Below are 23,805 nucleotides of genomic sequence, written 5' to 3'. Positions count from 1 at the left end.
CATAACTGATTACCGCCGGTTTTCAATAAAGAGCGCTTTTTTTGCGCATTATATTATTCATCAAATAGATTTCGCCGACATGAAAGCATTTGTTCCATTGTTTTTGCTGGCATTTGTTGCGCAGGTTACCTATGCTGCCGAACGTGTTAAGTTACAAAATGGTAACTACGTCACTATTGATGTTTATACCCCGTCGTTAATCCGGATAAGAGTCAGTAAAACCGAAAAAGACAATGAATCGCTCATGGAGCGGTATGGCGTGATCAAAACCCAATGGCCGCCGGTTGCTTATCAAAAATACACGGATAATGGTCAATTGATTATTGAAACGGCAAGTGTGATTGTTAGAATGGTCCTTGCTGATGGTTCTGTTCTTTTAAAACGTAAAAACGAAACCGATAATCTGGTCGATACCATCCGGACAACGGTGCAAAAGAATGAGCTTTCACGGGGCCTGGACGAATCGTTGACAAAACACTTTGGCCATACGCTAATGAGCACAGGTATTATAGGCGACAGCGCTTCAAAGCAAGCCGTTACCTCCATTGTAAAAAACGATGATAATATAGTATTGAGTATTAGCCTTAAAAAAGGCGAACGGTTTTACGGCTTAGGTAATGCCAGCAGGGAGGGAATACAGCACCGGGGGCACGCCATCCGTATGTGGGTGCAGTATCAGCATTCTGAATCGCCGATACCTTATATTATGTCTACCAAAGGCTGGGGGTTGTTTTACAATACCACCCGCCTGCACTTTTTTGATGTAGGCCGGTTTAACAATGATAAAATGTATGTTTATGAGCCCAATCAGCAACAGGCCGACTATTTTTTATTTGCAGGTAATAATATGCAGGATTTGCTGAATCAGTACACCAACTTCACCGGCAAAAGCTACGTATTGCCACGCTGGGCCTACGGTTTGGCCTTTGGTAGTAATAATATGGAAAACCAGTTTAATGTGCTTGACAATGCCTACCGTTTCCGCCAGGAACAGATCCCCTGCGATATTTACTGGCTTGAGCCGCAGTGGATGGCTAAGTATTATGATTTTAGCACTGGTAAAGACTGGAATAAAGACAAGTTTGTAGCCCAGTTACCGTGGACGAATAACCGCAGGGCGTTGTTTATTCGCCGGCTGAATAACATGGGTTATAAAGTGGCGCTTTGGATGTGTGTCGACCATGATTTTTCTATTGAAGAGGAAGACCGGCTGAAGGTTAGTGAACATAAGCTGCCCTCGGGTAAGGAGCATTGGTTTAACCACCTTACGAAGTTCGTAGACCAGGGTGTCAGCGGCTTTAAGCTCGACCCGGCCCGAACGCTTGATCAGCATCCTGAAAGAGCTTATTACAATGGGCGCGGTGATGATGAGATGCACATGCTTAACCAGACTTTGCTGTTAAAAAACCTGCAGCAAACTTTACTGAAACATACGGGTAAGCGCAGTTTTCAGCATTATTGCGGCGGTTATGCAGGTGTACAGCATTACGGCGCTTGCACGCTGGGCGATAATGGCGGCACGGCAGCCACAATGGTAGATCTGTTTAACCTGGGCATGAGTGGTAACAGCAATATCTCATGCGATGTGCTGGACGAAGTGGACCCGCTGATTCCTGGTATGCACATGGGTTTTTTTCTGCCATGGGTACAGTTGAATAGCTGGGCTTATACAGTGTATCCATTTTATTTTAGCGAAAAGGATAAAGCCGCTTTCCGCTTTTACGATCAATTGCGCTACCAGTTGAATCCCTACATTTATTCGTATGCGCTGCTGGCTGCCCAAAACGGGATGCCCATGGCACGCCCCATGCCGTTAATATACCCTCATAACGAAAAGCTGGCCAATGCCCAAAAGCAATACCTGTTTGGCGAAAATTTCTTAATCGCAGCTTTCACGGATACTATTGATCTGCCGGAGGGAACCTGGATTGATTTCTGGACTAATAAAACATATACAGGCAACCAGCAGGTATCGTGTAAGTGGCCTGAGTACGCGGGCGGTCCGCTTTTTATTAAAGCAGGGGCCATTATTCCCTACCAGCCTAAGACGCAGTTCATTGATACGCTACCGCCTGATACCCTTATGCTTAAGATATATCCGCATGGCAGAAGTAATTTTACGTTACTGGAAGACGATGGTGAAACCCATGCTTATGAAACAGGAGCTATTGCCAGCACCCGGTTCAGCTGTAATCAGCAAGGCAAATCTATCGACTTTACAATGGCCGCGGTTGCCGGCGCCTACCAGGGGATGCGCGGGCGCCGGACTTATCAGTTGGAATTTTATCATCCGGTAAGGCCACGCGCTGTGGTTGTAAACGGAAAAATGTTACAAGGGTGGAAGTACAACGTGAGCCGTGGTGTATTAGCATGTGAGGTCGATGCCGACGTGCACCGTAGTTATCAAATAAAGGTAACTTACTAAATGCTCATTACGGCCGGCGGCAGTACGCCGGTTTTTTAAGGTAATGTGATAAAAAAACAGGTAAGCTGAAAGTCGTTTTATGTTTGGTTCAAAGAACTAATATTTTTTGTTAAACTTGTCAAATAACGCGGAAGGTATTAAATTGTACCTTTATTGTTGTAAGGGTATAATTTAATACTGGTTACCGAGTTATATATGATTGCCACTGCCATTGAACTGTCTTCAAAAACAGATCCTGAAATATGGAATTTGTATCTTGCCGGCAATCAGGATGCTTATAATATTTTAATGGGGCGGTATTCCAAACATTTAATTTCATATGGTTACCGCATTTGTGAGGATAAGCACCTGGCTAAAGACTGTGTGCAGGAGGTTTTTCTTGACCTATGGCGTAAGCGCGACCGTATGAATCCGGTACAGGCCGTTAAAGCATATTTATTTAAATGCGTTCGGCTTCGCATTATTAACGATAGTGCTTTGTGGAAGGCCAACGAGGAACTGGAAGAAAACCGGCACCGGTTTTCGATTGAGTTTACTATTGAATCCAAGCTGATAGCGGATGCCGACTTGGCGGAACTGAGCTTAAAAATCCGGACTATCTTAAACGGTCTCCCCCCGCGTCAGCAGGAGGTGATGTATCTGCGCTTTTTTGAAAACCTCGATCTCAACCAGATATCAGAAACCATGAATATCTGCAAACAATCCGTTAATAACCTGTTGCAAAAGGCCTATAAAAGTTTCCGGTGTGAGTGGACGGTGCTTTTGCTGGTGTTTATTGCTTGCCTATCAATTAGATAAAAATATAATTATCTTTTTTGATTTTGAAGGGTATTTTTTGATGATAGTAGCCTCTATCATTACAAGAACCAATTATACGCTTCATGGACGACTACAAAAACTTCAACGCAGAAGATTTTTTACAGGACGATTTTTTTATAGCCTGGGTGTTACACCCAACCCCGGTTGAAAACGATTTTTGGGAACAATGGCTAGCGGATTTTCCCGGTAGGAAGGTTCATGTAGATCAGGCCCGCAGAATATTGCTGGCCATCAGTATAAAACCTGTTTCTCCACCTGTTACTGATGCCGACGTACACGATGTAATGACATTTGTAAAAGAGTACGGTTACCGCCACGAAACAGAAGAACGCAGACCTGTACGCCCATTGTTTATGAACTGGTTAAAAGTAGCAGTGGTACTGTTTGTGGTATCAGCAGGCGCTTTATTATTTTATACACAATATAATCAGCCAAAATTCACCTCAAAAGCTGCTGCGTTGCAATGGATAGCGTTTACCAACAAATCGGGCCAAAGCCGCGTGATTCGTATGACCGATGGTAGCGTGGCGGTACTTCAGCCCAATTCGTCTTTAAGGTATCCCAATGCTTTTTTAGACAGCACCCGCGAAGTATTTCTTGAAGGCGAAGCTTTTTTTGAGGTGCATGAAAATGCCGCAAAGCCTTTTTTAGTGCACAGTGGTGATATGGTCACCAAAGTGCTGGGAACCAGCTTTAGAGTAAGGGCTTTTGCCAAAGAGAAAAGCTTTAAGGTAGTGGTCAACACCGGTAAGGTGATGGTTTTTACAAAGCAACCTGCAGCAAAGGCAGAACAACGCAGCGTACTGGTGTTGCCGCATCAGCAGGTTGTGTTGGAAAGAGAACAGGTTGCGTTGGTGAAAGATACCGTTATCGCAACTATGCTTCTGGCAAAAGAAACGGCCCAAAAGGAGTTTTCATTTAATAAGGCTACCATTCCCGAGGTGATTGAGAAGCTGGAGGCTGCTTACCATGTAAAGATTACTTATAACAGCAGGCAGTTCGATCAATTAACCGTTACGGCATCATTGTCTGACCTGCCTTTAGACGAAAAAGTGAAATTGCTTTGCAAAGCGGTTGGCGCCACCTGCAGTTTTAACAATCACGAAATAACTATCCGGAAAAACTGATTACTCATCCACTTTAACACTACAATTATTAAACACGCCATATGAAAAGAAAAATTACATAGCAGTAAATAAAAAGAAAATCGACGGTATTTGCCGTACCGCCGATTGGTTTTTAAAGCCCATAAATGCTTCGTAATCATTTAACACAACCTTTTGCAAGGACGCGTGAAGGGCTTTTTGTTGAATTATTAAACCAGTAATAACTCTTGCCAAAATTATGAAATATAAATACTTACTGCTAAAAATTATGAGAATTACGTTTTTACAGTTAACCATAATTTTCACGCTTCTTGGTCATGCCATGGCTTACGACGGGAAAGCGCAGGCTATCCTTAATAAGGAAATTTCTATCAACGTATCAGGGATGGAGTTGGGCGCGGTGCTTAAATTATTCCAGGATGAGTACCACGTTAATTTCGTATACGGCGATCAACTGATAGATGTTAAAAAGACGGTTTCCGTTTATGTGCAAAACAGGCCGCTATCCGAAGCCTTGAGTCAGATACTTACACCTTTACAACTGACGTTCGATGCCTCCGGCGATGTGGTGGCCATTAGTGCGGCGGTATCAAAAGCCGTTGCGGCGCCATTCGAACTACCTGCACCCATAAAAATTTCGGGCAAGGTGGCAGATGAAAGAACAGGTGATCCGCTGGCCGGCGTGACTATAAAAATAAAGGGCACCGCTATAGCCGTAACCACCAATCTCAACGGTACGTATACATTAAGCGTACCTAAAGAAGGTACAGAGTTGGTTTTTAGTTTTGTGGGCTACGAAAATCTGGAGGTGACAGTTGGAAAGACTGCTTTAATCAATGTGAATTTGAAGCAATCATTAGGAAACCTGAACGATGTAATTGTAGTGGGCTACAGTGTTCAAAAGCGTGTAAATGTAATTGGGGCGGTGGCCACGGTTGATGGGCGGGAGTTAGAGAACCGGCCGGTTACAAACCTGTCAACAGCATTAGCGGGCCTGGCATCAGGTGTTTATGTGCGCCAAAGTACCGGCAGGCCGGGTTATGATGGTGCGAGCATTAACATTCGTGGCCTGGGTACTACCAATAACACCGCGCCGCTGGTGGTAATAGATGGTATTGTGGGCTCAATGGATGCCGTAAACCCAAATGACGTGGAGAGTATTTCGGTTTTAAAAGATGCCGCAACGGCTGCTATTTACGGTTCTCTTGCGTCGAACGGGGTTATTTTAATTACTACAAAAAAAGGTACCAGAAATAAAACGACGGTACGTTACAGTACGCTCATTTCAAGATCAAAGCCCAATAACGTCCCTGAATTTGTATCAGATTATGTGCGGGCTATGCAATTGGTTAACGAAGGCTACACCAATATAGGACAGGCCAGGGTGTATACAGAAGCTACCATGGATTTATGGCGTAATGCCGCTGCCAACCCGGATGACTTGAATGCTAACGGGGTGCCTAACCATATTGCCTATCCCAATACCAATTGGGGAAAAGAATTATTTAGCGTAACCACACCTATGCAAAACCATAACCTTGCATTGAACGGCGGGAATGAAAACTCGCAATATCTGCTATCCTTACAATACCTTAAAAACCCTGGCACCATTGTAAATACAGGCGCCAATCGCTACGGCCTGCGTGTGAACCTGCAAACAAAAATTGCAAAGATTCTTACTGTAGGAACGCAAACTTTCGGCGATGTTCAGAAGTTTGGCGTGAATGACCTGCCCACCGCGTTCGCATACCTCACATCGAGTGTTCCGGGTATTTACCCATATTATAATGGCAACTATGGTTTCCCTGCTGCCGCAGAAGAATCGGCTACGGCCAATAACCCGCTTTCGTGGTTGTATAGCCAGGGAGGAGCAAACAGGTTGTCGCGTATTAATACTACGGTTTTTGCCAACCTCAATATTGTTAAAGGTTTAACCTTCGAAACAAAAGCGCATTACGATAATTCAAGTACGGAGGGACGTTTATATACGCAGCCTTATTCCAAAGTAAATTTTGCAACCGGCATTGTGGGTACTGCGCCGGTTGCCCCAGGTCAGCTAACAACGCTTTACTCTTTTGCAAAAAGCTACAACGTTATTCTGGATGCGGTATTGCGCTATCAAACCGTAGTGGCGGGACACCACAGTATAAGTACATTAGCGGGCTACAATCAGCAATATTTTAATACCTATAGTTTTAATGCTACGAAACAGGGACTTCTGGATCCAAGCTTAACCACCCTAAATGCCGGAACTACCCTAATTGGCGCAACAGGTGACGAAAATGATTACGCCATGCGTTCTTATTTCGGCCAGTTGAATTATACATTTAAAGATCGCTATCTTTTTCAGGCCGTAGTGCGTAATGATGGATCTTCCAGGTTTTCGTCGAAGAACCGTTGGGGATTATTTCCTTCCTTTTCCGGCGGCTACAAAATTTCCTCTGAGCGTTTCATGAAAGGCATTAACAGGTATGTGAGTAATCTGAAGATCAGGGGATCTTGGGGTAGAACGGGCAACAATGCTTCGCAGGGAAATTACGATTACCAGGCAACTTATAATTCGGTGCCTTATTCATTTAACGGCCAGCTGGGAAATGGTTTGGTGCAAACCAAATTCCCTAATCCGGGATTGCTTTGGGAAACCACTACCACCATCAACCTTGGCCTGGATGGAACCCTGCTGAGAGATGCGCTTTCTTTTGAAATTGATGTGTACCGCGGCAAAACGGAAGATATTCTGGCCGTACCACAAATACCGAATATTGCAGGTACCAGTGCAGCGCCTACCTTAAACCTCGCCGGCGTGTTAAAAAAGGGTGTTGAACTTACGTTAAGCTATAATGTAAGGGCCGGTGCTTTAAGATATAATGTTAAAGGCAATATTGCTTATAATACCAATTCTGTTATACAATATTCCGGTACAGTCACTAACGGGCCGAGTCAAATTACCAAAGGATACCCCATCAATTCAATTTTCCTGTTCCAGGTATATAAAGGCGATGGAAGCTATAACAAATCTGATGGTACGGTTAACAAAGATGGCGGCCCCAAAGATGGAATGATACGAACGCCGCAGGACCTTGAATGGTTGAAAAAGATGGTAGCGGCGGGCTATACTTTTCAACCGTCGGGCGGTGTTGATAAAACCAAAATATGGTATGGCGATTTAATTTATGCCGATAGAAAAGGGGATGGCATATATGGTAACGCCGGCGACCAATACTATACCGGTAAATCGGCTAATCCCAAATGGAACTATGGCTTAAGCGCCAACTTATCATACAAGGGGTTTGATATGTCTATGATATGGGCAGGCAGCCTGGGCATGTTTTATTACTGGAATGCGCTTTACTTAAATCAATCCATCGTAGGGTTGGGCAAGGCTGTACCTTCTTTGGTAGCAGATAGCAGGTATTACTATAACGAAGCCAATCCTGCCGATCCTGCCAATAATATTAACGGCAAGTTCCCGAGGTTAAAGGTGACTGACCCGCAGAATACATATGCCAGCGATTTCTTTTTGTACAATGCCTCTTATCTTAAACTAAAAAACCTCCAGATTGGCTATACGGTATCGGCCAGTCAATTAAAAAAGGTGGGGTTAAGCAATATCAGGATTTTTGCCGGCGGCGAAAACCTGCTAACTATTACCAAATATCCGGGACTTGATCCTGAAATAGGCCCCAGTCTGGGATATCCAACCATGCGGCAATTCACTTTAGGCTTAAACGTTACATTTTGATTCTTTAATAAAATATTATGGGAAAAATATTTATTTTTTGTGCATTGCTTTTAACCGCGTGCCAAAAGAATTATCTTGATAGAACCCCCTATTCTGCTGTTTCTTCTGCCACCATGTGGACATCAGATAATTTAACTGATCTGGGAGTGGCGGGTGTTTACAATGGGTTAAGACTGGGAATGGGCAATAGCAGTAATGGTTTTTATTTTGAAATATATGCGTTAGACAGGTTTAGTTCTACCACTCAAAGCCGGTTTGATGAACCGCTGCTTAACGGTACCATTACTGCCGGCGACGGCGTGTTTTCTACCTTCTGGAAAAACTTTTACGAAGGTATTCAGCGCGCTAATGATGCGATAAAGAACATTCCGGAAAAATCACCTTCTCCGGCAGCCAAAAAAGCACGCTATATCGCCGAATGCAAGTTCCTCAGGGCGTATTTCTACTCACGACTGAATCAACTATATAAGGGCGTTCCTATTTATCTGGAGCCTTTCACACCAGCACAAGCCACAAAAGCCCGTTCTACCGAAGCTCAGGTATGGAACCAGGTAATTACCGACTTAACAGATTGCATCAATGAAGCAAACCTGCCGGCAATTTATGCGTCCGGAAATGCAGATTACGGCCATGTAACAAAAGGGGCAGCCTATGCGCTTCGCGGGAAGGCATATATGTATCTGAAAAAATGGGATCTGGCAGCCGCCGATTTTAATGAAGTAAAGAAAGCCGGATACGCGTTGTTTAACGATTATTCTACTTTGTTTACTACTGCCAACGAAAGATGTTCTGAAATGATATTTTCTATTCAGAATATTAGTCAGCCCAACGCCGGCGGTTCGTTTCAGGTTTTTGTGGCAAGCCGTTCGGCCCAGGGCTTTGCCTGGAATTATTTTATGCCATCGCCCAACCTGGTGGATCTGTACGAAAACAGAGACGGTTCCAGATTTAACTGGGATGCTGTGCTCCCCGGATATACGAGTCTCACTCCGGCAAAAAGAGAGGTTTATTTTCTAAGGGATAATCTAACAGCCGGAGAAATCACGGCAGCTAAAAACCGCGGCGCGGAAATGAGCCTGTATTTGCCCAATGGTAACGAGGCCCGCATTAAGCAGGCTTATGTAAACCGCGATCCACGCCTGCAGGCCACCGTAATTACACCTTATGCTGCGTTCGACGGAGCTTACAGCAATACTACTACGCCCACTACATCGTACCTGCGATGGCCTTACCGTGCCCAGGCGCTTGTAAACGGCGATTTCCAAACCGATACCCAAAACTTTTTTTATTATATGTACAGAAAGTTTGTGGCCACCGGAACATCTGAAATCATCAGCCGTGATTATGCGCCGGTCGATGCACCGCTTATCCGTTATGCCGATGTGCTTTTAATGTGGGCTGAGGCCCTGAACGAACAAGGCCTTACCAACGATGCCATTGATCTGGTTAACCAGGTGCGTGGGAGAGCAGGGGTGGCTTTGCTTAATTCAAATGCCGCAACAACCGTAACAGGCAAGGATGATATGCGCATCAGAATACGCAATGAGCGCAGGGTAGAATTTCCGATAGAGGGTGTTACTTATTTTGACGAGTTGCGTTGGGGCGCCTGGAAAGATAATGTCTTTTTTACAGGCAACGGCCGCAAGCAGGTCTGGGGTGGAAATGTAGCCAGTTACTCATTTAAAGCCGATTACATTTATACCTGGCCTATTCCGTTAAGTGACATTGTAATGAACCCGTCGCTTGAGCAAAACTTTGGTTGGATAAACTAACACGACAGACCACAAATTATCAGATGCAAAGAAGAATATTTTTAAAAACACTACCGGTTGGCGGAGCAGGTATATTGCTACCGCAGGTGAAGGGTTTTGCGTACGAAAATACTATCGCCCGGCCCGTCGGCCCTATAATTGAAGGGAACGACAGGGCTTACTGGGCAGGCCTGCTGGAAAAAATAATCACCCCGGTTTTAGAGAACCTCAGCAAAAACAGGCTGAAGGCAAATATGCCGCTTGAAAAACCTGGTGATTATAACACAGTAGCAGAGAAAGTGAGCTACCTGGAAGCTTTCGGCCGTACCGTTTGCGGCGCGGCGCCGTGGCTTGGCCTGCCTGACGATGGTACCGCAGAAGGCAATGTGCGCAAAATACTGCACGGGTATTACCTGCAGGGCATGGCCAATGCGGTTGATCCCAACGCGCCTGATTATCTTAACTTTCGCCAGCTGCCGCAGCCCCTGGTAGATGCTGCTCATCTCTGCCAGGGCATTTTGCGCGCGCCGGAACGTTTGTGGGAGCCGTTGAATAAGGAAACGAAAGAACGTTTTATTAATGAACTGAAACAATTGCGGCGCATTACTCCTGCTTACAACAACTGGCTGCTGTTTGCGGCCATGGTAGAAACTTTTCTGCTTTATGTTCGCCACGAGCACGAGCCCTTGCGCGTACTGGTTGGTGTAAGAAAAATGCAGGAATGGTACAAAGGAGACGGATGGTATGCCGATGGGCCCGATTTTGCAATGGATTACTACAACAGCTACGTCATTCATTCCATGTTAGCCGATGTTTTGCGCATCAATGCAGAACGGAGCATGATACGCCGCGAGGAGTATGAACAAGCCCTGAAGCGTATGCAGCGGTACGGCGTGTTGCTGGAGCGCATGATATCACCTGAGGGTACCTATCCTGTTATTGGCCGCTCCATGACTTACCGCACCGCGGCCTTTCAGCCCTTATCGCAACTGGCATTGGAACATAAGCTGCCGGAAGCGCTTTCGCCCGCCCAGGTGCGTTGCGCCATTACCGCAGTAATGAAACGTATGTTCAGCAACAAAGACAATTTTGATAGTAAAGGCTGGCTTCAGATAGGTATATGTGGCAGCCAGCGCATGGTCGCAGATCCTTACACATCTACCGGTAGTTTGTATATCTGTACAGAGGGTTTCCTGGCACTTGGCCTGCCCGCTGATGATGCTTTCTGGGTTAGCCCGCCAGCCGAATGGACAGCACAAAAAGTATGGGCCGGTAAACCAGTATTAAATGATCACGCAGCACATTATTAAAAAATAGTATGAAAAAAGTAACCTTGTTAATACCTGCAGTAGCACTGGCACTGCTTATCACAGGCTTTTCCGGGCTTGACAAAAATACCATAGCCGGCGATTTTGAACTGGCCGAACAGCAGTACTCCAAACTACTGGCTGTTTCTACCGACCTAACCAAATATCCCCGGAGTGCCGATGGCAGCGGCAGGCCAAGTTATACCAATATAAAAGACTGGACCGGCGGCTTTTGGCCAGGCTGCCTTTGGAACGTTTATGAGTATACCAAAAAAGATAAATGGAAGGCTGAGGCGATTAAATGGACGGAATCTTTAGAAAAAAACCAGTATAACACGGCGCATCATGATATTGGTTTTATGATGTATACCAGCTATGGTAATGCATATCGCATCACCAAAAATCCAGCCTATAAAAACATCCTGGTACAAAGTGCAAAATCGTTGCTTACCCGGTTTAATCCGAAAGTCAAAGCCATTAAATCATGGGAAATATTCCATTCCTGGGATGGGCAGCATACGTATCACTACCCGGTTATTATTGATAATATGATGAATCTGGAATTACTGTTTTTTGCATCAAAAGCTACCGGCGACAGCACTTACCGCAACATAGCGGTTACACATGCTGAAACTACGCTCCAACATCATTACCGGCCTGACTTCAGTTCATATCATGTTGTCAATTATGATCCAAAAACCGGCGAGGTGTTGAGCAAAGAAACGGCACAGGGCTTTTCTGATAATTCGGCCTGGGCGCGCGGGCAGGCCTGGGGGCTCTACGGCTACACCATGACCTATCGTGAAACAGGTAATAAAAAATTTCTGGATGCCGCTCTCAGAATGGCCGACTTTTATATGAAGCATAGCAATCTCCCTGAAGATCATATTCCCTATTGGGATTTTAATGCAGGGGAGCCAGGTTACCAGCCGAAATGGTATTATCAGCCTGCTAAGTTTAAGGAGATCCCGCGTGATGTATCTGCGGCTGCCATCACCAGTTCAGCACTGCTTGAATTGAGCACTTACGCTTCAGGAAAAAACCAGAAGAAATTATTTGAAATGGCAGTATCTATTCTGAGCAGCCTAAGTACAGATGTTTACCGGGCTAAACCTGGCACCAATGGCTTTCAGGTGTTAAAACATAGCGTTGGCAGCATTCCACATAATGGAGAAATAGATGTACCGCTCATTTATGCGGATTATTATTTTCTCGAGGCTTTGCTTAGATACCAGCGTTTAGTAAACAAAGAGCCTGTAGTGTTACAGTAATTCATCACTTTAGATTTACCAATGAAAATTAAACTCTTTTACGGGCTGGCCTCACTGTTAGCAGTGTTTGGGGGGAAACATGCCTGCAGCCAGGTTGGTGCTGATACATTCATGGTGTTGCAAGCCAGAAATGGCTTGCCCCATTTCTTTCAAAAACTGGAACGGCACCAGCCTGTAACAATCGGTTATTTGGGCGGGAGTATAACCGAGGCAGCAGGTTACCGTGTACAAACAGAGCAATATTTTAAAGAAAATTATCCTCATTCTAATATCACCGCTATTAACGCGGGAGTGGGGGGCACCGGTTCGGCACTAGGGGCTTTCAGGGTAGGGCCGGAAATATTGCAACACCGGCCCGATCTGGTATTCATAGAGTTTGCCGTAAATGATGCTGAAGGCGACTCATTAATGGTTTGTAATGCCATTGAGGGCATTATAAGGCAGATTAAACGAAATAATAAAAAAACCGATATCTGCCTGTTGTATACCATTTATGAGCCTATGCTGAAAGACCTGCAGCACGGCCGTTTACCCAGATCGGTACGGTTGATGGAACGGATAGCAGTTCACTATAAATTGCCTTCTATTAACTTACAGCACGATGTGGTAAAGCTGCTGAATAAAGATGAGTTGGTTTTTCACGGCGAGGCAGGTAAAGATTACGGCAGGAAAATAGTTTTTACTAACGATGGCACTCATCCGGCAACAGCAGGGCACACCATTTATACCAACACGATCATAGCTGCTTTCAAAAACATAAACCTCGATCCTCAAACGACGGCATTTCCCAGGCCGCTTTACCCGGCCAATTTTGAAAAAACGGCTATTGTTCAACCTGGCGAGGTTCAGAGAACACCGGGATGGAAAACAGTAACAGCTGAAAAGGAATTACAACAATATTTAAAAGCATATCCTAACCTGATGTATGCTGTTGATACCAAAGACAGCATCACTATTACCTTTAAAGGCACCTATATGGGTATTGGGGATATATTAGGTCCATCCGCTACGGGTGCGGTTGTTGTTAGTGTGGATGGCGGCAAACCGGTAGTCCGTAGCCGTTTTGATAGTTACTGCTGGTTTTATCGCCGCAGTTTTTACCTGGTAGGGCCGTTGACAGATGCAGTACATACTGTAATTATTAAAAAGGATGACGGTGTAATTGACAAAGCAAAGCTCATTAATGGTCACTCGTCGGTTTATGGTATTGAATCTTATCAGCCTTCCCGTATTTACATTGGCAACGTGATGATTATTGGAAAAAAGCTGTAAACACTGTTACCTGTATATGAAAAAGATACTTATTGTTATAGGGGCTATCATTTGTTGTAAAGCGGCGCATGCGCAAACTTACACGCCAACTGCGGAGAATCTGGCCAGCCGCAAGGTGTTCAGCGATATGCGTTTTGGTATGTTTATTCACTGGGGATTGTTCAGCATACCCGGTGCCGGCGAATGGGTGATGCATGAAAAAAACATCACCGTAAAAAATTATACTCGTTTGCAGGAGGCTTTTAATCCGGCAGGCTTTGATGCTGCCCGTTACGTAGCTGCCGCTAAAAGCGCCGGTATGAAATATATTACGCTCGTTACCCGGCATCACGACGGGTTTAGCTTGTGGCCTACCAGGTATTCCGACTTTAATATAACGCATACGCCTTATAAAAAAGATGTGGTTAAACAGGTGGCGGATGAATGCCATAGGCAGGGGATAAAATTATTTTTTTATTACTCGTTATTAGACTGGCGGCGTGACGACTATTCGTACTGGACTGGAAACACTGGTAAGGGCACGGGCCGTATTGTGCGGGGCAATTGGAATGAGTACATTTCTTTTATGAAAAACCAGCTTACCGAACTGTTAACGCTTTACGGACAGGTTGACGGTATCTGGTTTGATGGTTATTGGGACCAATATCCGAAAGACACGCGCCAGGTTCGTATAGATTGGCATATGCGTGAGATTTACGACCTCATTCACCAGTTGCAGCCGCAGTGCCTGGTGGGCAATAATCACCACCTGGCGCCGCTGCCGGGCGAAGATTTCCAGATGTTTGAAAAAGATTTGCCGGGCGCCAATACTTCAGGCTTTGGTGGAGCGCAGGCATCAGTATTACCCATGGAAACCTGTGAGACGATGAATAAATCGTGGGGCTTCAATTTAACCGATACCTCCTATAAATCTGTAAAAATGCTGATCCATTACCTGGTGAACGCTGCGGGGGCTGATGCTAATTTTTTACTCAATATTGGCCCTATGCCTGGCGGCCAGATTCAGCCTGAATTTACCGACACGCTCGCCCGGATTGGCGCCTGGATGAAAAAGAACGGCGTAACCATTTACGGTACCCGGGGACGGGTAACGCCGCAGCAGCAGTGGGGAACAGTTACTGCCAAAGACCGGCAATTGTATATCCATATTCTGGAAACGGGCAACCACTCTGTTTTCGTGAAAGGGGTGAACCGGCCTGTTCGCAAAGCATTTGTTTATGGCGATGGACGCCCGGTTAAATTTATGCAACAGGCAGATGGGGTACTGATAGAGCTGGATCATATACCGGTCAATGAAATGGATCTCATTATTCAGCTGGATTTCTGATTAACGCTTAATTCGATATACCTATTATGAAAAATCAGGTCACTATTTACGATATAGCGCGGCACCTCAATATTTCAAAATCTACCGTGTCGAGGGCGCTTACCGGTAGTCCAAACATCAGTTCTGATACCCGCCGGAATGTATTGGAAATGGCCGAAAAGATGGACTACCAGCGGAACATATTGTCCATTAATCTTATTGAGAAAAAAACACATACTATTGGTGTTCTTATTCCGGAGTTTACTTCCTCTTTTTATCCGCAAGTCACAGTTGGTATTCAGCAGGAAGCAGCCAGGCTGGGCTATAATGTAATGATCAGCTTTTCTAACAATAGCTATGAAACGGAAGTCCATCACTCGCAGATGTTGCTGTCGAGCCAGGTAGATGGCTTATTGGTAGCGCCGTCAAAAGAAACACAGAATTTTGAACATATCAAGAAATTTATTCGTCGTGGCATTCCTGTTGTTTTTTTGAATGGCGGTAGCGACGAAATGATTGCGCCGAAGGTTATTGTAAATGATTATGATGCTGCTTTTTCCCTGGTAGCACATTTAATAAAGTCGGGCAAGCGCCGGATTGCACATTTGAGCGGGCCTCAAAATATGGTCACCAGCAGAAAACGGTTAAATGGCTACCTCGACGCTTTAAAACAACACGATGTTCCGGTATGCGACGAACTAATTATACCCTATGATTCAAATGCAATAAAATTCTTCAGAAACATCAGCGGGTTGCTTAACATCGGGACGCCTGCGGACGCCATTTTCGCGATTGATGACCAGGCTGCGATTCAGGCTATCGCAGCTATTAAACGCCTGGGGTTGTCTATTCCCAAAGATGTAGCGGTGGTGGGTTTTGGTAATTTTTATGGCGCCGATATTGTTGAACCTGCTTTAACAACTGTAAATCAACCGGGCGAGGATATGGGACGTGCAGCGATGGTTTTGCTGATGGGGATGCTGAAAAAAAATGTATCAGAATGGCGTGCGGTGACCAAGTCGCTTATGGCGGATTTAATTATCCGTGATTCCGCCTGATGATAAAACTGTTACCAATAATCTTATTATCAACGCGATTACTGGACCAGGAAAAAGCCGGAAATAGAAGGGCAGAAAGTGTATTACCTGCCTCCGGGAAAAGGGAAAAAACCGGTTGTGGTGGCTGATGATGTAGCGAAACCAAACGGCATTGTAGGTTCGGCCGATGGAAGATATCTGTATGTGGCAGATATAGAGCGGAATAAAACTTACAGGTATACCATTGAATCTAACGGTAAGCTCAGCGGACAGAAGCTGGTCATCGATCAGGGATCTGATGGAATGACATTGGATGACAAGGGAAATATCTATTTAACCGGGAAAGGTGTGTCAATTTATAGTCCGGCAGGTTTACTGATAGGCCATATTGAAGTAAAAGAACCCTGGACTGCGAATGTTTGCTTTGGTGGTAAAGACCGTACTGATCTGTTTATCACTGCCTCAACTGCAATTTATAGGATACCGATGCGTACAAAGGGCATGTTTACACCGTCATGCCCGGCATTTTCAGTTTTCGTAAAATAGCGCTATTTGCTATTCTCAAATATCTTCGAATGAATTTCTAGTCAACCTCATTAATGTTCCTCACTCTTATATTGGGCATAGTCCTGAAAATGTCCTGCATGTATTTTCTATGATTGGCTCCCGCAATAACGATTACTCTTTTAGCACCTGCCACTCTCGCCCTGTTTACAACATTATGGCACATTCCTTCATTCCTCATTATCCACCAATGTATTTTTGATAACATTTCGTCTTTAGGAAAGCCCTTCAGTTTATACATAATGGGCAGGTAAAAATCTCCCGAGGCGGAAATCCCGGAGGCCTCAGCAGTGTTCAACCATTCCGTTACAGCATTGGAAGACTTTTCGATATTGTCATATTTCTCAAAACCATTATTAATAGTGGCCAAAGCTGATTGTAAATGATGTTTAACGGAATCAGCGATATCTTTCCTGAACAAAGTGAATGCTGCGTCGAATGCTCCCCAGGATGCTTGCCAATTCAAATCGTAGTCCTGGCAATCCATGGAAAGCAATTCCTTGATTCCTGACTCCCGCATCATCGGGAATGCTATAAAAGCATATTCCGAAGTCTTCAGTCTTTTCATACTTCGCCCGGTGGTATCCAACTGGGGGCTAAGCAATTTTTCGACATAGTTTTCGAGTTGGGCATCAGGTTGTTGCTGCAGGAAATGATAAACTTGCCAAAATTGATAATGGCCGTTTGCAACATCCTGATCAAGGTAATAAGCATGGGCCAGATCAGCTTTTATACGATAATCATTGGGTTGCAGCAGGGATAGCTTTTTTAAGCTGTCAATGGTATGCGGCAGTAATTCATCTTTTATAGTTCGATTGCTCCTAAGCTTTTTTAGCCGGTTGATATTTGGCTCTTTACACCAATAATCCATCACTAGCCGCTCGTCTTCTTTGCTCAAAAACTCACCAAAAAAGGCATCGGCCTTGAACTTTCTGATTTTATTATGTATGCCGGAAAAATCCTGTGCAGGATATTTACTATAATCATGAGAAACACCTATCAGTAAAATATCAATATCCTGTGCTTTAACGCTCATCGGGATGAGAAAAATTAAAAAAAAGAGATACTTCATGTTTTTGTGCCTTCTTATTTAGTTAAGGTGTTGTCAGCTCTTTATTTCAGCCACATGCTGGCAGTATGGGTTTACAAAGGATTAATATATTGAAATTAAAGAAAATTGTATGCTTTTAATCGGCTAAAATCTTACCGTTACCCTTTTTTTATTCTACCATTTGGTTGTATTTGGTAAAAGTTTAATTTCTGCTTTTTTACCCTGTAACACTACTTCAAACGCTAAACTCAATTCCATGTTATCAAAGCGAAGAAAACTCAGCTATTGGTCCTAAGACCGGGGACCATTATATCATTCTTACTCTTTTTCTCCAATTTGAAAAAAAATCCTTTCCACTATGCAGCACTTGAATTTTGTTTTACATAAATCAGTACAATTGGCGCGTAAACAAAAAGCATGGCCAAACAAACAGGTCCCGTTATCTGGGAAAAAACCATAGACCCCGTCTCTTTTTACAAGAGATGCGGCGTTGGCTGTGTACGTATGAAAAGCAACCTCACCGCCGAACGCTGGCGCTCCGACCCCGTTTTCGCAGGAAGCCGCAAAAGCGCCGCCCGTTTGGCGCTGGCAGCTAAGCTCGCCAGCGCTTTCTATCAACGCATTCCGCAACAGCACCGTAGCTATCCCCACTACAAACAGCTGGTGGGCGTAGCCCAGCATATGCTCTGCAAAGAATATGATATACAACAAGTGAACAAAGTCCTGCAATTCACTATCAGCCGTTACCTCCGTAAACTGGAGGCCGCAAACCCCAACAGGAAACCCCTGCGTTCTCCTTTCGCAGCAACACTTTCACTGAAAACCAAACCGGTATTTACAAAGCCCGTACTGCCCCAAACGGCAGCACCACAGCCCCCTGCCGTAACTGTCATTGGAGCCGCCTTCAATCAATGGCCCGTAATCATACCACCCCGTGGCAGCCCACCCGCTATTACCGGACATATACAAACAACAGGAACATTCGCTCAACCACTCTGCCATCTCCCTCCAATGGAAGGCCTTGTCATGCCCAAAACCCGCCAAATCGGCGCTCCATTCCCAAAAACAGCCCCCAAAACACTTGGAAAACATCAGGGAAACATTCCCGGAAACAATTTTCAGCCCTCCGGCAGTTTTATAGTCCCATAAAACACCCGGCCCGCCCATCTACGAAGAACTACGCTTTAAATACGAACACCAGAGATACCTAAGAGCTACCTTAAGCGAACACAGTCCTTATCCCATAAAGGGGATGGAGTAGCCCCCAACCATACTATCCTATTTCCAATTTGGAAAAACTTACATATTGCACAAAACGTGGCATGTCCGATCGGTTGACACTGGCTGCATGTGGCAGTGTCTGTAACCAAAGCACTACATCACCCTTTTTACCCGGAACAGGTATCGCCGAAACAGAGCGTAACATGGCTTGAGTTGCGGAATGAAGGTCGGGATAACCAGCGATAAACTTTTCAAACTTGCTGTGAAAGCCAGGCACCAGTTTCAGGGGACCTCTGTTTTCAGGAACATCATTGAGGTAAACAAGTCCCTGGATATAATACAGGTTGTCTTTTTTAAGATCTATATCCCAGTGTAGTTCGCTGTGCGCAAACTTCCATGTAGACGTTTCAGGCGGGTTAAAACTTACCTTTTCTGTTTTGGCAATGATATGCGGCGTATCGTACAACTCGGCAAACAGTTGCTTTAGCTTCGGATGCGACCTGATAGACTCAGTACTTTCGCCCTGGTATAACAACACCATCAACCCATGCCAATCGGGATGCTGGGTATACCAGGTCGCAGGGCGCGATAGATCGATATGCATGTGGCTGCAGATAAGAGCAACAACTGCATCGCATAAATCTTCTTCTATAAGATCACTAATCCGTAGATAGCCATCACGCTTCCAGCTGTTCAACTGTTCGGTGCTTAGTATACGGTTAGGGGCATTTGTTGTAACGCTCCCGGCCTGTTGCTGTTGCCACCGGCTGAATGCAGCAGCAGACTCCCGTATCTTTTTTTCTCCCTTTAACTGAATCAGCCATTCCCGGAAATGATCTATACCGGAACAATGCTGGTAAACAAACTGGTATGTTTCAAACTTGCCCAGACCATAAAAGTTCATCCATATCTCTTCTACATTGCTATAGTTGTCATAGTCAGGTAAAGGCTTGGCTGTTTTTTTACAATGATGATACGCATAGAAAACAGGCAGGAAGTTGCAATCGATTAAGGTATTCACGGGTTATTTTTATCCTTTAAAATACTAAATAATATCGATGTAGGATGAATGCACCGGAAAATAATTAGGCGTATGCAGCAGGCATTAGCGGCATAATAAATGAAACAACCCGGTCGGTCGCAGAATTAGGGATGAATGGCTGCCGGCGAATACAATATAACTGTTGCCAAACACACATAATATCGGTCTATTGATGTTATTTTTATAGCGCACAGTAAACGCTATAAACGATGCTTGATAAACTGGTTAAACTCTCTCTGCTGTTGTTCCTTTATCTCCCCGGTATCCAGGCCCAGCAACAGGTTACATCCAATTGGCACTACCGCCCTCAAAACAGCGACTTCGTAAAAGTAAATGGCAAACAACGTTTTAACCGTGCGCTCTACGGAACCAATACCGCCTTCCGCGTAGAAGCCGGCGACCTCCCCGAATTTGCATTGTATCTGCCCGGAATGGGAGGCTGCTTGCGCCTGGGTATCATGTACAACAACGAAAGCAAATGGCTCATCAATGCACAGGACATCACAACAACCTATCGCCCCGGCAGTATGTTGTATCATATAAAGGATGTTTTATTAGGAAAAGGATCGCTCTCGCTTACCGTTGTACCCGCAGATGATAGAGAAGGTTTGCTCATCAGGCTGAACGCCAGCCAAATCCCCCAGGGCGTTACACTATGCTGGGCCTACGGCGGCGCTACCGGGAAAAAATTCTTGCGCGACGGTGATATCGGTGCCGATCCCGAATCCTCCTTCTACCTCCAGCCCGCATATTGTAAAGACAATAAAATAACCGTCTCACTTAATACAGCCGCCATCCGCTTTGGAAAAGAACAGTTGCTGGAAGCAGCATTCCCCCTGCGTGCCACCTTAAAACAGGCAGATGCCACGCAGCAGGAAACGCCCTCAGCCTTCTTGAAAACGGAACCCGGTACAGCGCCCGCTTTAGCCGGTACGCTAACCCTGGTGCCCGGTCAGAATGAATATTTCTTTATCGGTAAACCCGAACCACAACCCACACCTTATCATAAGCTGGAAAGCGCTTTTCTCAAAGCAGAACAAAGCCGTAAAAAACTGGCCGATAGAATTATGGTAAATACCCCGGATGAGTATATCAACACTTTGGGTGGTGCTTTAAGCATGGCGGCAGATGGTATCTGGGAATCCCCCACCTTTCTGCATGGTGCAGTAGCCTGGCGTATGCGTCTCAATGCCTGGCGCGGAGCTTATGTTGCCGATCCGCTGGGTTGGCACGATAGGGCCAGGGCTCATTTTAGCAGTTATGCGCTGTCGCAGTTAACCTCCCCCGAAACCGGCCCCATAGTGCCCGATACCGCCCTCAACTTCGCGCGCCAGCAGGAAAAACTGGGAACGTCTATGTTCAGCAGCGGTTATATCTGCCGCAATCCCAACGGCGAATTCAAACCGCATCATTACGATATGAACCTGGTATTTGTTGATCAGCTGTTACGGCATTTCAGCTGGACAGGTGATACTGCCTATGTAAAGAAAAGCTGGCCCCTCTTACAACGGCACCTGGCATGGGAAAAGCGAAACTTTGACACCAATAACGATGGCCTGTACGATGCCTATTGCTGCATATGGGCCAGCGATGCATTACAGTATAGTGGGGGAGCGGTAACCCATTCCACCGCTTACAATTACTTTGCAAACCGCGAAGCGGCCCGCCTTGCTGAACTGATCGGCGAAGATGCCAGGCCTTACCAGCAGGAAGCAGATAAAATTTATGCGGCTATTCAAAATACGCTTTGGATGCCCGGCAAAGGATGGTATGCCGAATACAAAGACGCATTGGGAAACCAGCTGCTGCATCCCGCAGCAGCGCTGTGGACGATCTATCACGCCATCGACTCCCGTGTGCCCGATGCCTTCCAGGCATATCAAAGCCTGCGTTATATCGACACTCATATCCCACACATACCGGTAAAAATTAATGGAGAAACCAGTGAGGCTTATTACCTGTTGTCTACCTCAAACTGGCAGCCATATACCTGGTCTTTAAATAACGTGGCGCTGGCTGAGAACCTGCACACCGCCCTGGCTTACTGGCAGGGCAACCGCTCAAACGAAGCCTTCCGCCTGTGGAAAAGCGCACTCGTAGAATCGATGTACATGAGCGCCAGCCCCGGCGGCTTCCAGCAGCTCTCACGTTACGACGCAGCCCGCGGCGAATTGTATCGCGACTTTGCCGACCCCATTGGCATGGCCGCGCGAACGCTCATCGAAGGTTTGTTTGGCATCGTCCCCGATGCCCTTCGCGATACGCTTGCCATTCATCCCGGCTTCCCCGCCCATTGGAAACACGCAGCCCTGCAAACTCCCGATGTTAAATGCAGCTTCCGGAGAACAGCCGGTACAGACGATTATACCATTACCGCTGCTTTCTCCAAAACATTGCATCTTAAACTTACCTTGAATGCGCCCGCTACACAGGTGCAGCAGGTAATGATAAACGGAAAACCCGTACAATGGCAACAGCTCGTTCAGGTAGGCGGACCGGCTATCAGGCTCACTGCACCGGCAGCAACCAGTTGGCATATCGTCATCCGGTGGAAAGGTAACGCGCCCGAAAAGCCGGCTTACGATACTGTGGGTATCCTGCAGCAAAAGTTTGCCTGCCACACTACAGATGCAGCAATCCTTGAGGTCTTCGATCCGCAGCAGGTCTTGCAAACCCCGCAGCTGCAACCCAACCGGTTACAGGCGTTGCCCACCGGCGGACAAGACCAGCGTACATTCTTCCTGTTGCTGAAACAGGGTGATCTCAAATGGTGGCACCCCGTAGATCTCAGCATTAGAAACCCGGTAGATATCGTCGCAGCAAAGCAACAACCGGCAAATGCTTTAACTTTTTCTATTAAGAATAATACCAGCACCACTTTGCAGGGAACGCTGCAGGTGAATGCCGGAAGCAAGCTCTATGCTCAAAAGCTTTCTATTCCCGCAAATGATAAAGGAATAGCCATCCGGGTTCCCGCTGCATCGCTGGTGCCTGGAACCAATAGCATCCAATGGCTGGGTACGGACGGCGCCAGGTTCGATACTACCCTCGTAAATTGGAATATCACAACAACGCAAACAAGTACCACAGTAAACCTCAGCCAATTGTTTAACGATAAGCTTACAAATATTTTCAACAACCAATACCGCTCTCCAAGGCCCCAGTCCCCAACATTGCAGTTGCCATTGCAGGGCATTGGCAACTGGTGTTACCCGCTCGTAAACGTAAACATAAACGACAGTGGTTTCCGGGCCGCCGCCGCCGGTGCCAATACCTTTAAAATACCGCAAGGCATTGTATTCGCTACACCGGCAGATAACAACCTGGATAACATCATCTACACCTCTCAATGGGATAACTATCCTCATGCGGTAACCATTCCATTAAATGGCAGGAACAGTCACCTGTACCTGCTGCTCGCAGGTAGCACCAACGCCATGCAAAGCCAGCTCGAAAACGGATGCATAACAGTGTACTATAAAGATGGCTCTCTTACTAAACTTTCTCTTAAAAACCCAGACAACTGGTGCCCCATCGAACAAGACTATGAAGATAACGGCGCAGCATTCAACTTACAATTGCCCCGCCCGCCCAGGATTAGCCTGAAAACCGGCCAGGTGTTTGCCGGATTCCCCCAACACACAACGGTCAAAGGATATACGACTCGCGCCATCGACGGCGGTGCCGCCACTATATTGGATATGCCGCTTGATATAAATAAGGAACTGGATAGGTTAGAGCTCAAAACCGTCGCCAATGATGTGGTCATCGGCCTCATGGCTGTATCGCTCATCCCATAAGCATAAAAGCAGAAGCCACTGTGAATACAAACGCAGAGCTGGCTACCTCCGGGGTGCCGCAAATGGCTTAAACGTATACCCGGTTCCAAAT

At 45.8% G+C, this 23,805-nt stretch carries 15 protein-coding genes; 13 read left to right on the top strand and 2 right to left on the bottom strand.

What is annotated here, in order from left to right:
* Positions 1–79 precede the first annotated feature (79 nt).
* From ESB13_RS07330 to ESB13_RS07280, 11 genes are all read left to right on the top strand, one after another.
* Positions 80–2,425 carry a glycoside hydrolase family 31 protein gene (locus ESB13_RS07330; protein WP_164974123.1) on the top strand — a complete coding sequence of 782 codons (2,346 nt, stop codon included), beginning with the start codon at positions 80–82 and terminating at the stop codon, positions 2,423–2,425.
* A gap of 195 nt (positions 2,426–2,620) precedes the next feature.
* The gene (locus ESB13_RS07325; RefSeq protein ID WP_129002355.1) at positions 2,621–3,223 is read left to right on the top strand and encodes an RNA polymerase sigma factor; all 603 of its coding nucleotides are present in this window, start codon (positions 2,621–2,623) and stop codon (positions 3,221–3,223) included.
* An 83-nt stretch (positions 3,224–3,306) separates the two neighbouring features.
* Entirely contained in the window at positions 3,307–4,371 is a 1,065-nt protein-coding gene (locus ESB13_RS07320) for a FecR family protein (protein WP_129002354.1), read from the top strand.
* Positions 4,372–4,618: 247 nt separating this feature from the next.
* Positions 4,619–8,092 carry a TonB-dependent receptor gene (locus ESB13_RS07315; protein ID WP_164974122.1) on the top strand — a complete coding sequence of 1,158 codons (3,474 nt, stop codon included), beginning with the start codon at positions 4,619–4,621 and terminating at the stop codon, positions 8,090–8,092.
* Positions 8,093–8,109: 17 nt separating this feature from the next.
* Positions 8,110–9,864: a RagB/SusD family nutrient uptake outer membrane protein gene (locus ESB13_RS07310; protein WP_129002352.1), complete on the top strand. Its 1,755-nt coding sequence runs from the start codon at positions 8,110–8,112 to the stop codon at positions 9,862–9,864.
* A 23-nt stretch (positions 9,865–9,887) separates the two neighbouring features.
* Positions 9,888–11,153, top strand: a complete 1,266-nt coding sequence (locus ESB13_RS07305) for a DUF2264 domain-containing protein (protein WP_129002351.1) — start codon at positions 9,888–9,890, stop codon at positions 11,151–11,153.
* An 8-nt stretch (positions 11,154–11,161) separates the two neighbouring features.
* The gene (locus ESB13_RS07300; RefSeq protein WP_129002350.1) at positions 11,162–12,421 is read left to right on the top strand and encodes a glycoside hydrolase family 88 protein; all 1,260 of its coding nucleotides are present in this window, start codon (positions 11,162–11,164) and stop codon (positions 12,419–12,421) included.
* A gap of 21 nt (positions 12,422–12,442) precedes the next feature.
* A complete protein-coding gene (locus ESB13_RS07295) occupies positions 12,443–13,693 on the top strand; it encodes an SGNH/GDSL hydrolase family protein (RefSeq protein WP_129002349.1) in 1,251 nt (416 codons plus the stop codon).
* Between the two features lie 16 nt (positions 13,694–13,709).
* Positions 13,710–15,020 carry an alpha-L-fucosidase gene (locus ESB13_RS07290; protein WP_129002348.1) on the top strand — a complete coding sequence of 437 codons (1,311 nt, stop codon included), beginning with the start codon at positions 13,710–13,712 and terminating at the stop codon, positions 15,018–15,020.
* Positions 15,021–15,046: 26 nt separating this feature from the next.
* Complete coding sequence (locus tag ESB13_RS07285) at positions 15,047–16,057, top strand: LacI family DNA-binding transcriptional regulator (RefSeq protein ID WP_220399563.1); 1,011 nt, start codon at positions 15,047–15,049, stop codon at positions 16,055–16,057.
* A gap of 63 nt (positions 16,058–16,120) precedes the next feature.
* A complete protein-coding gene (locus tag ESB13_RS07280) occupies positions 16,121–16,582 on the top strand; it encodes an SMP-30/gluconolactonase/LRE family protein (protein WP_129002346.1) in 462 nt (153 codons plus the stop codon).
* A 37-nt stretch (positions 16,583–16,619) separates the two neighbouring features.
* Here the strand turns inward: ESB13_RS07280 and ESB13_RS07275 are convergent, their stop codons facing one another.
* Entirely contained in the window at positions 16,620–17,636 is a 1,017-nt protein-coding gene (locus ESB13_RS07275; protein ID WP_129002345.1) for a DUF5694 domain-containing protein, read from the bottom strand.
* A 432-nt stretch (positions 17,637–18,068) separates the two neighbouring features.
* Between ESB13_RS07275 and ESB13_RS07270 the strand changes: the two genes are divergently transcribed.
* The gene (locus ESB13_RS07270; RefSeq protein WP_129002344.1) at positions 18,069–18,800 is read left to right on the top strand and encodes a hypothetical protein; all 732 of its coding nucleotides are present in this window, start codon (positions 18,069–18,071) and stop codon (positions 18,798–18,800) included.
* 124 nt (positions 18,801–18,924) lie between these two features.
* Here ESB13_RS07270 and ESB13_RS07265 read toward each other — a convergent pair whose 3' ends face one another.
* Positions 18,925–19,893, bottom strand: coding sequence for a phytanoyl-CoA dioxygenase family protein (locus ESB13_RS07265; protein ID WP_129002343.1), 969 nt, complete (start codon positions 19,891–19,893; stop codon positions 18,925–18,927).
* A gap of 230 nt (positions 19,894–20,123) precedes the next feature.
* Here ESB13_RS07265 and ESB13_RS07260 point away from each other — a divergent pair, with 230 nt between their 5' ends.
* Positions 20,124–23,714 carry a DUF4450 domain-containing protein gene (locus ESB13_RS07260; protein WP_129002342.1) on the top strand — a complete coding sequence of 1,197 codons (3,591 nt, stop codon included), beginning with the start codon at positions 20,124–20,126 and terminating at the stop codon, positions 23,712–23,714.
* The last annotated feature ends 91 nt before the right edge of the window (positions 23,715–23,805 follow it).

Origin of the sequence: Filimonas effusa (genome assembly GCF_004118675.1) — a bacterium.
In the GTDB taxonomy this organism is placed as follows: domain Bacteria; phylum Bacteroidota; class Bacteroidia; order Chitinophagales; family Chitinophagaceae; genus Filimonas; species Filimonas effusa.
The sequence above is the reverse complement of the archived record's forward strand: the minus strand, read 5'-3'. Positions and strand labels throughout refer to the sequence as shown.

Bases quoted from the DNA above. Each gene is read 5' to 3' on its own strand.
- ESB13_RS07310 (WP_129002352.1), top strand. From the start codon at position 8,110: ATGGGAAAAATATTTATTTTTTGTGCATTGCTTTTAACCGCGTGCCAA.
- ESB13_RS07325 (WP_129002355.1), top strand. From the start codon at position 2,621: ATGATTGCCACTGCCATTGAACTGTCTTCAAAAACAGATCCTGAAATA.
- ESB13_RS07330 (WP_164974123.1), top strand. From the start codon at position 80: ATGAAAGCATTTGTTCCATTGTTTTTGCTGGCATTTGTTGCGCAGGTT.
- ESB13_RS07270 (WP_129002344.1), top strand. From the start codon at position 18,069: ATGGCCAAACAAACAGGTCCCGTTATCTGGGAAAAAACCATAGACCCC.
- ESB13_RS07300 (WP_129002350.1), top strand. From the start codon at position 11,162: ATGAAAAAAGTAACCTTGTTAATACCTGCAGTAGCACTGGCACTGCTT.
- ESB13_RS07295 (WP_129002349.1), top strand. From the start codon at position 12,443: ATGAAAATTAAACTCTTTTACGGGCTGGCCTCACTGTTAGCAGTGTTT.
- ESB13_RS07275 (WP_129002345.1), bottom strand. From the start codon at position 17,636: ATGAGCGTTAAAGCACAGGATATTGATATTTTACTGATAGGTGTTTCT.
- ESB13_RS07305 (WP_129002351.1), top strand. From the start codon at position 9,888: ATGCAAAGAAGAATATTTTTAAAAACACTACCGGTTGGCGGAGCAGGT.
- ESB13_RS07285 (WP_220399563.1), top strand. From the start codon at position 15,047: ATGAAAAATCAGGTCACTATTTACGATATAGCGCGGCACCTCAATATT.
- ESB13_RS07320 (WP_129002354.1), top strand. From the start codon at position 3,307: ATGGACGACTACAAAAACTTCAACGCAGAAGATTTTTTACAGGACGAT.
- ESB13_RS07290 (WP_129002348.1), top strand. From the start codon at position 13,710: ATGAAAAAGATACTTATTGTTATAGGGGCTATCATTTGTTGTAAAGCG.
- ESB13_RS07260 (WP_129002342.1), top strand. From the start codon at position 20,124: ATGCTTGATAAACTGGTTAAACTCTCTCTGCTGTTGTTCCTTTATCTC.
- ESB13_RS07315 (WP_164974122.1), top strand. From the start codon at position 4,619: ATGAGAATTACGTTTTTACAGTTAACCATAATTTTCACGCTTCTTGGT.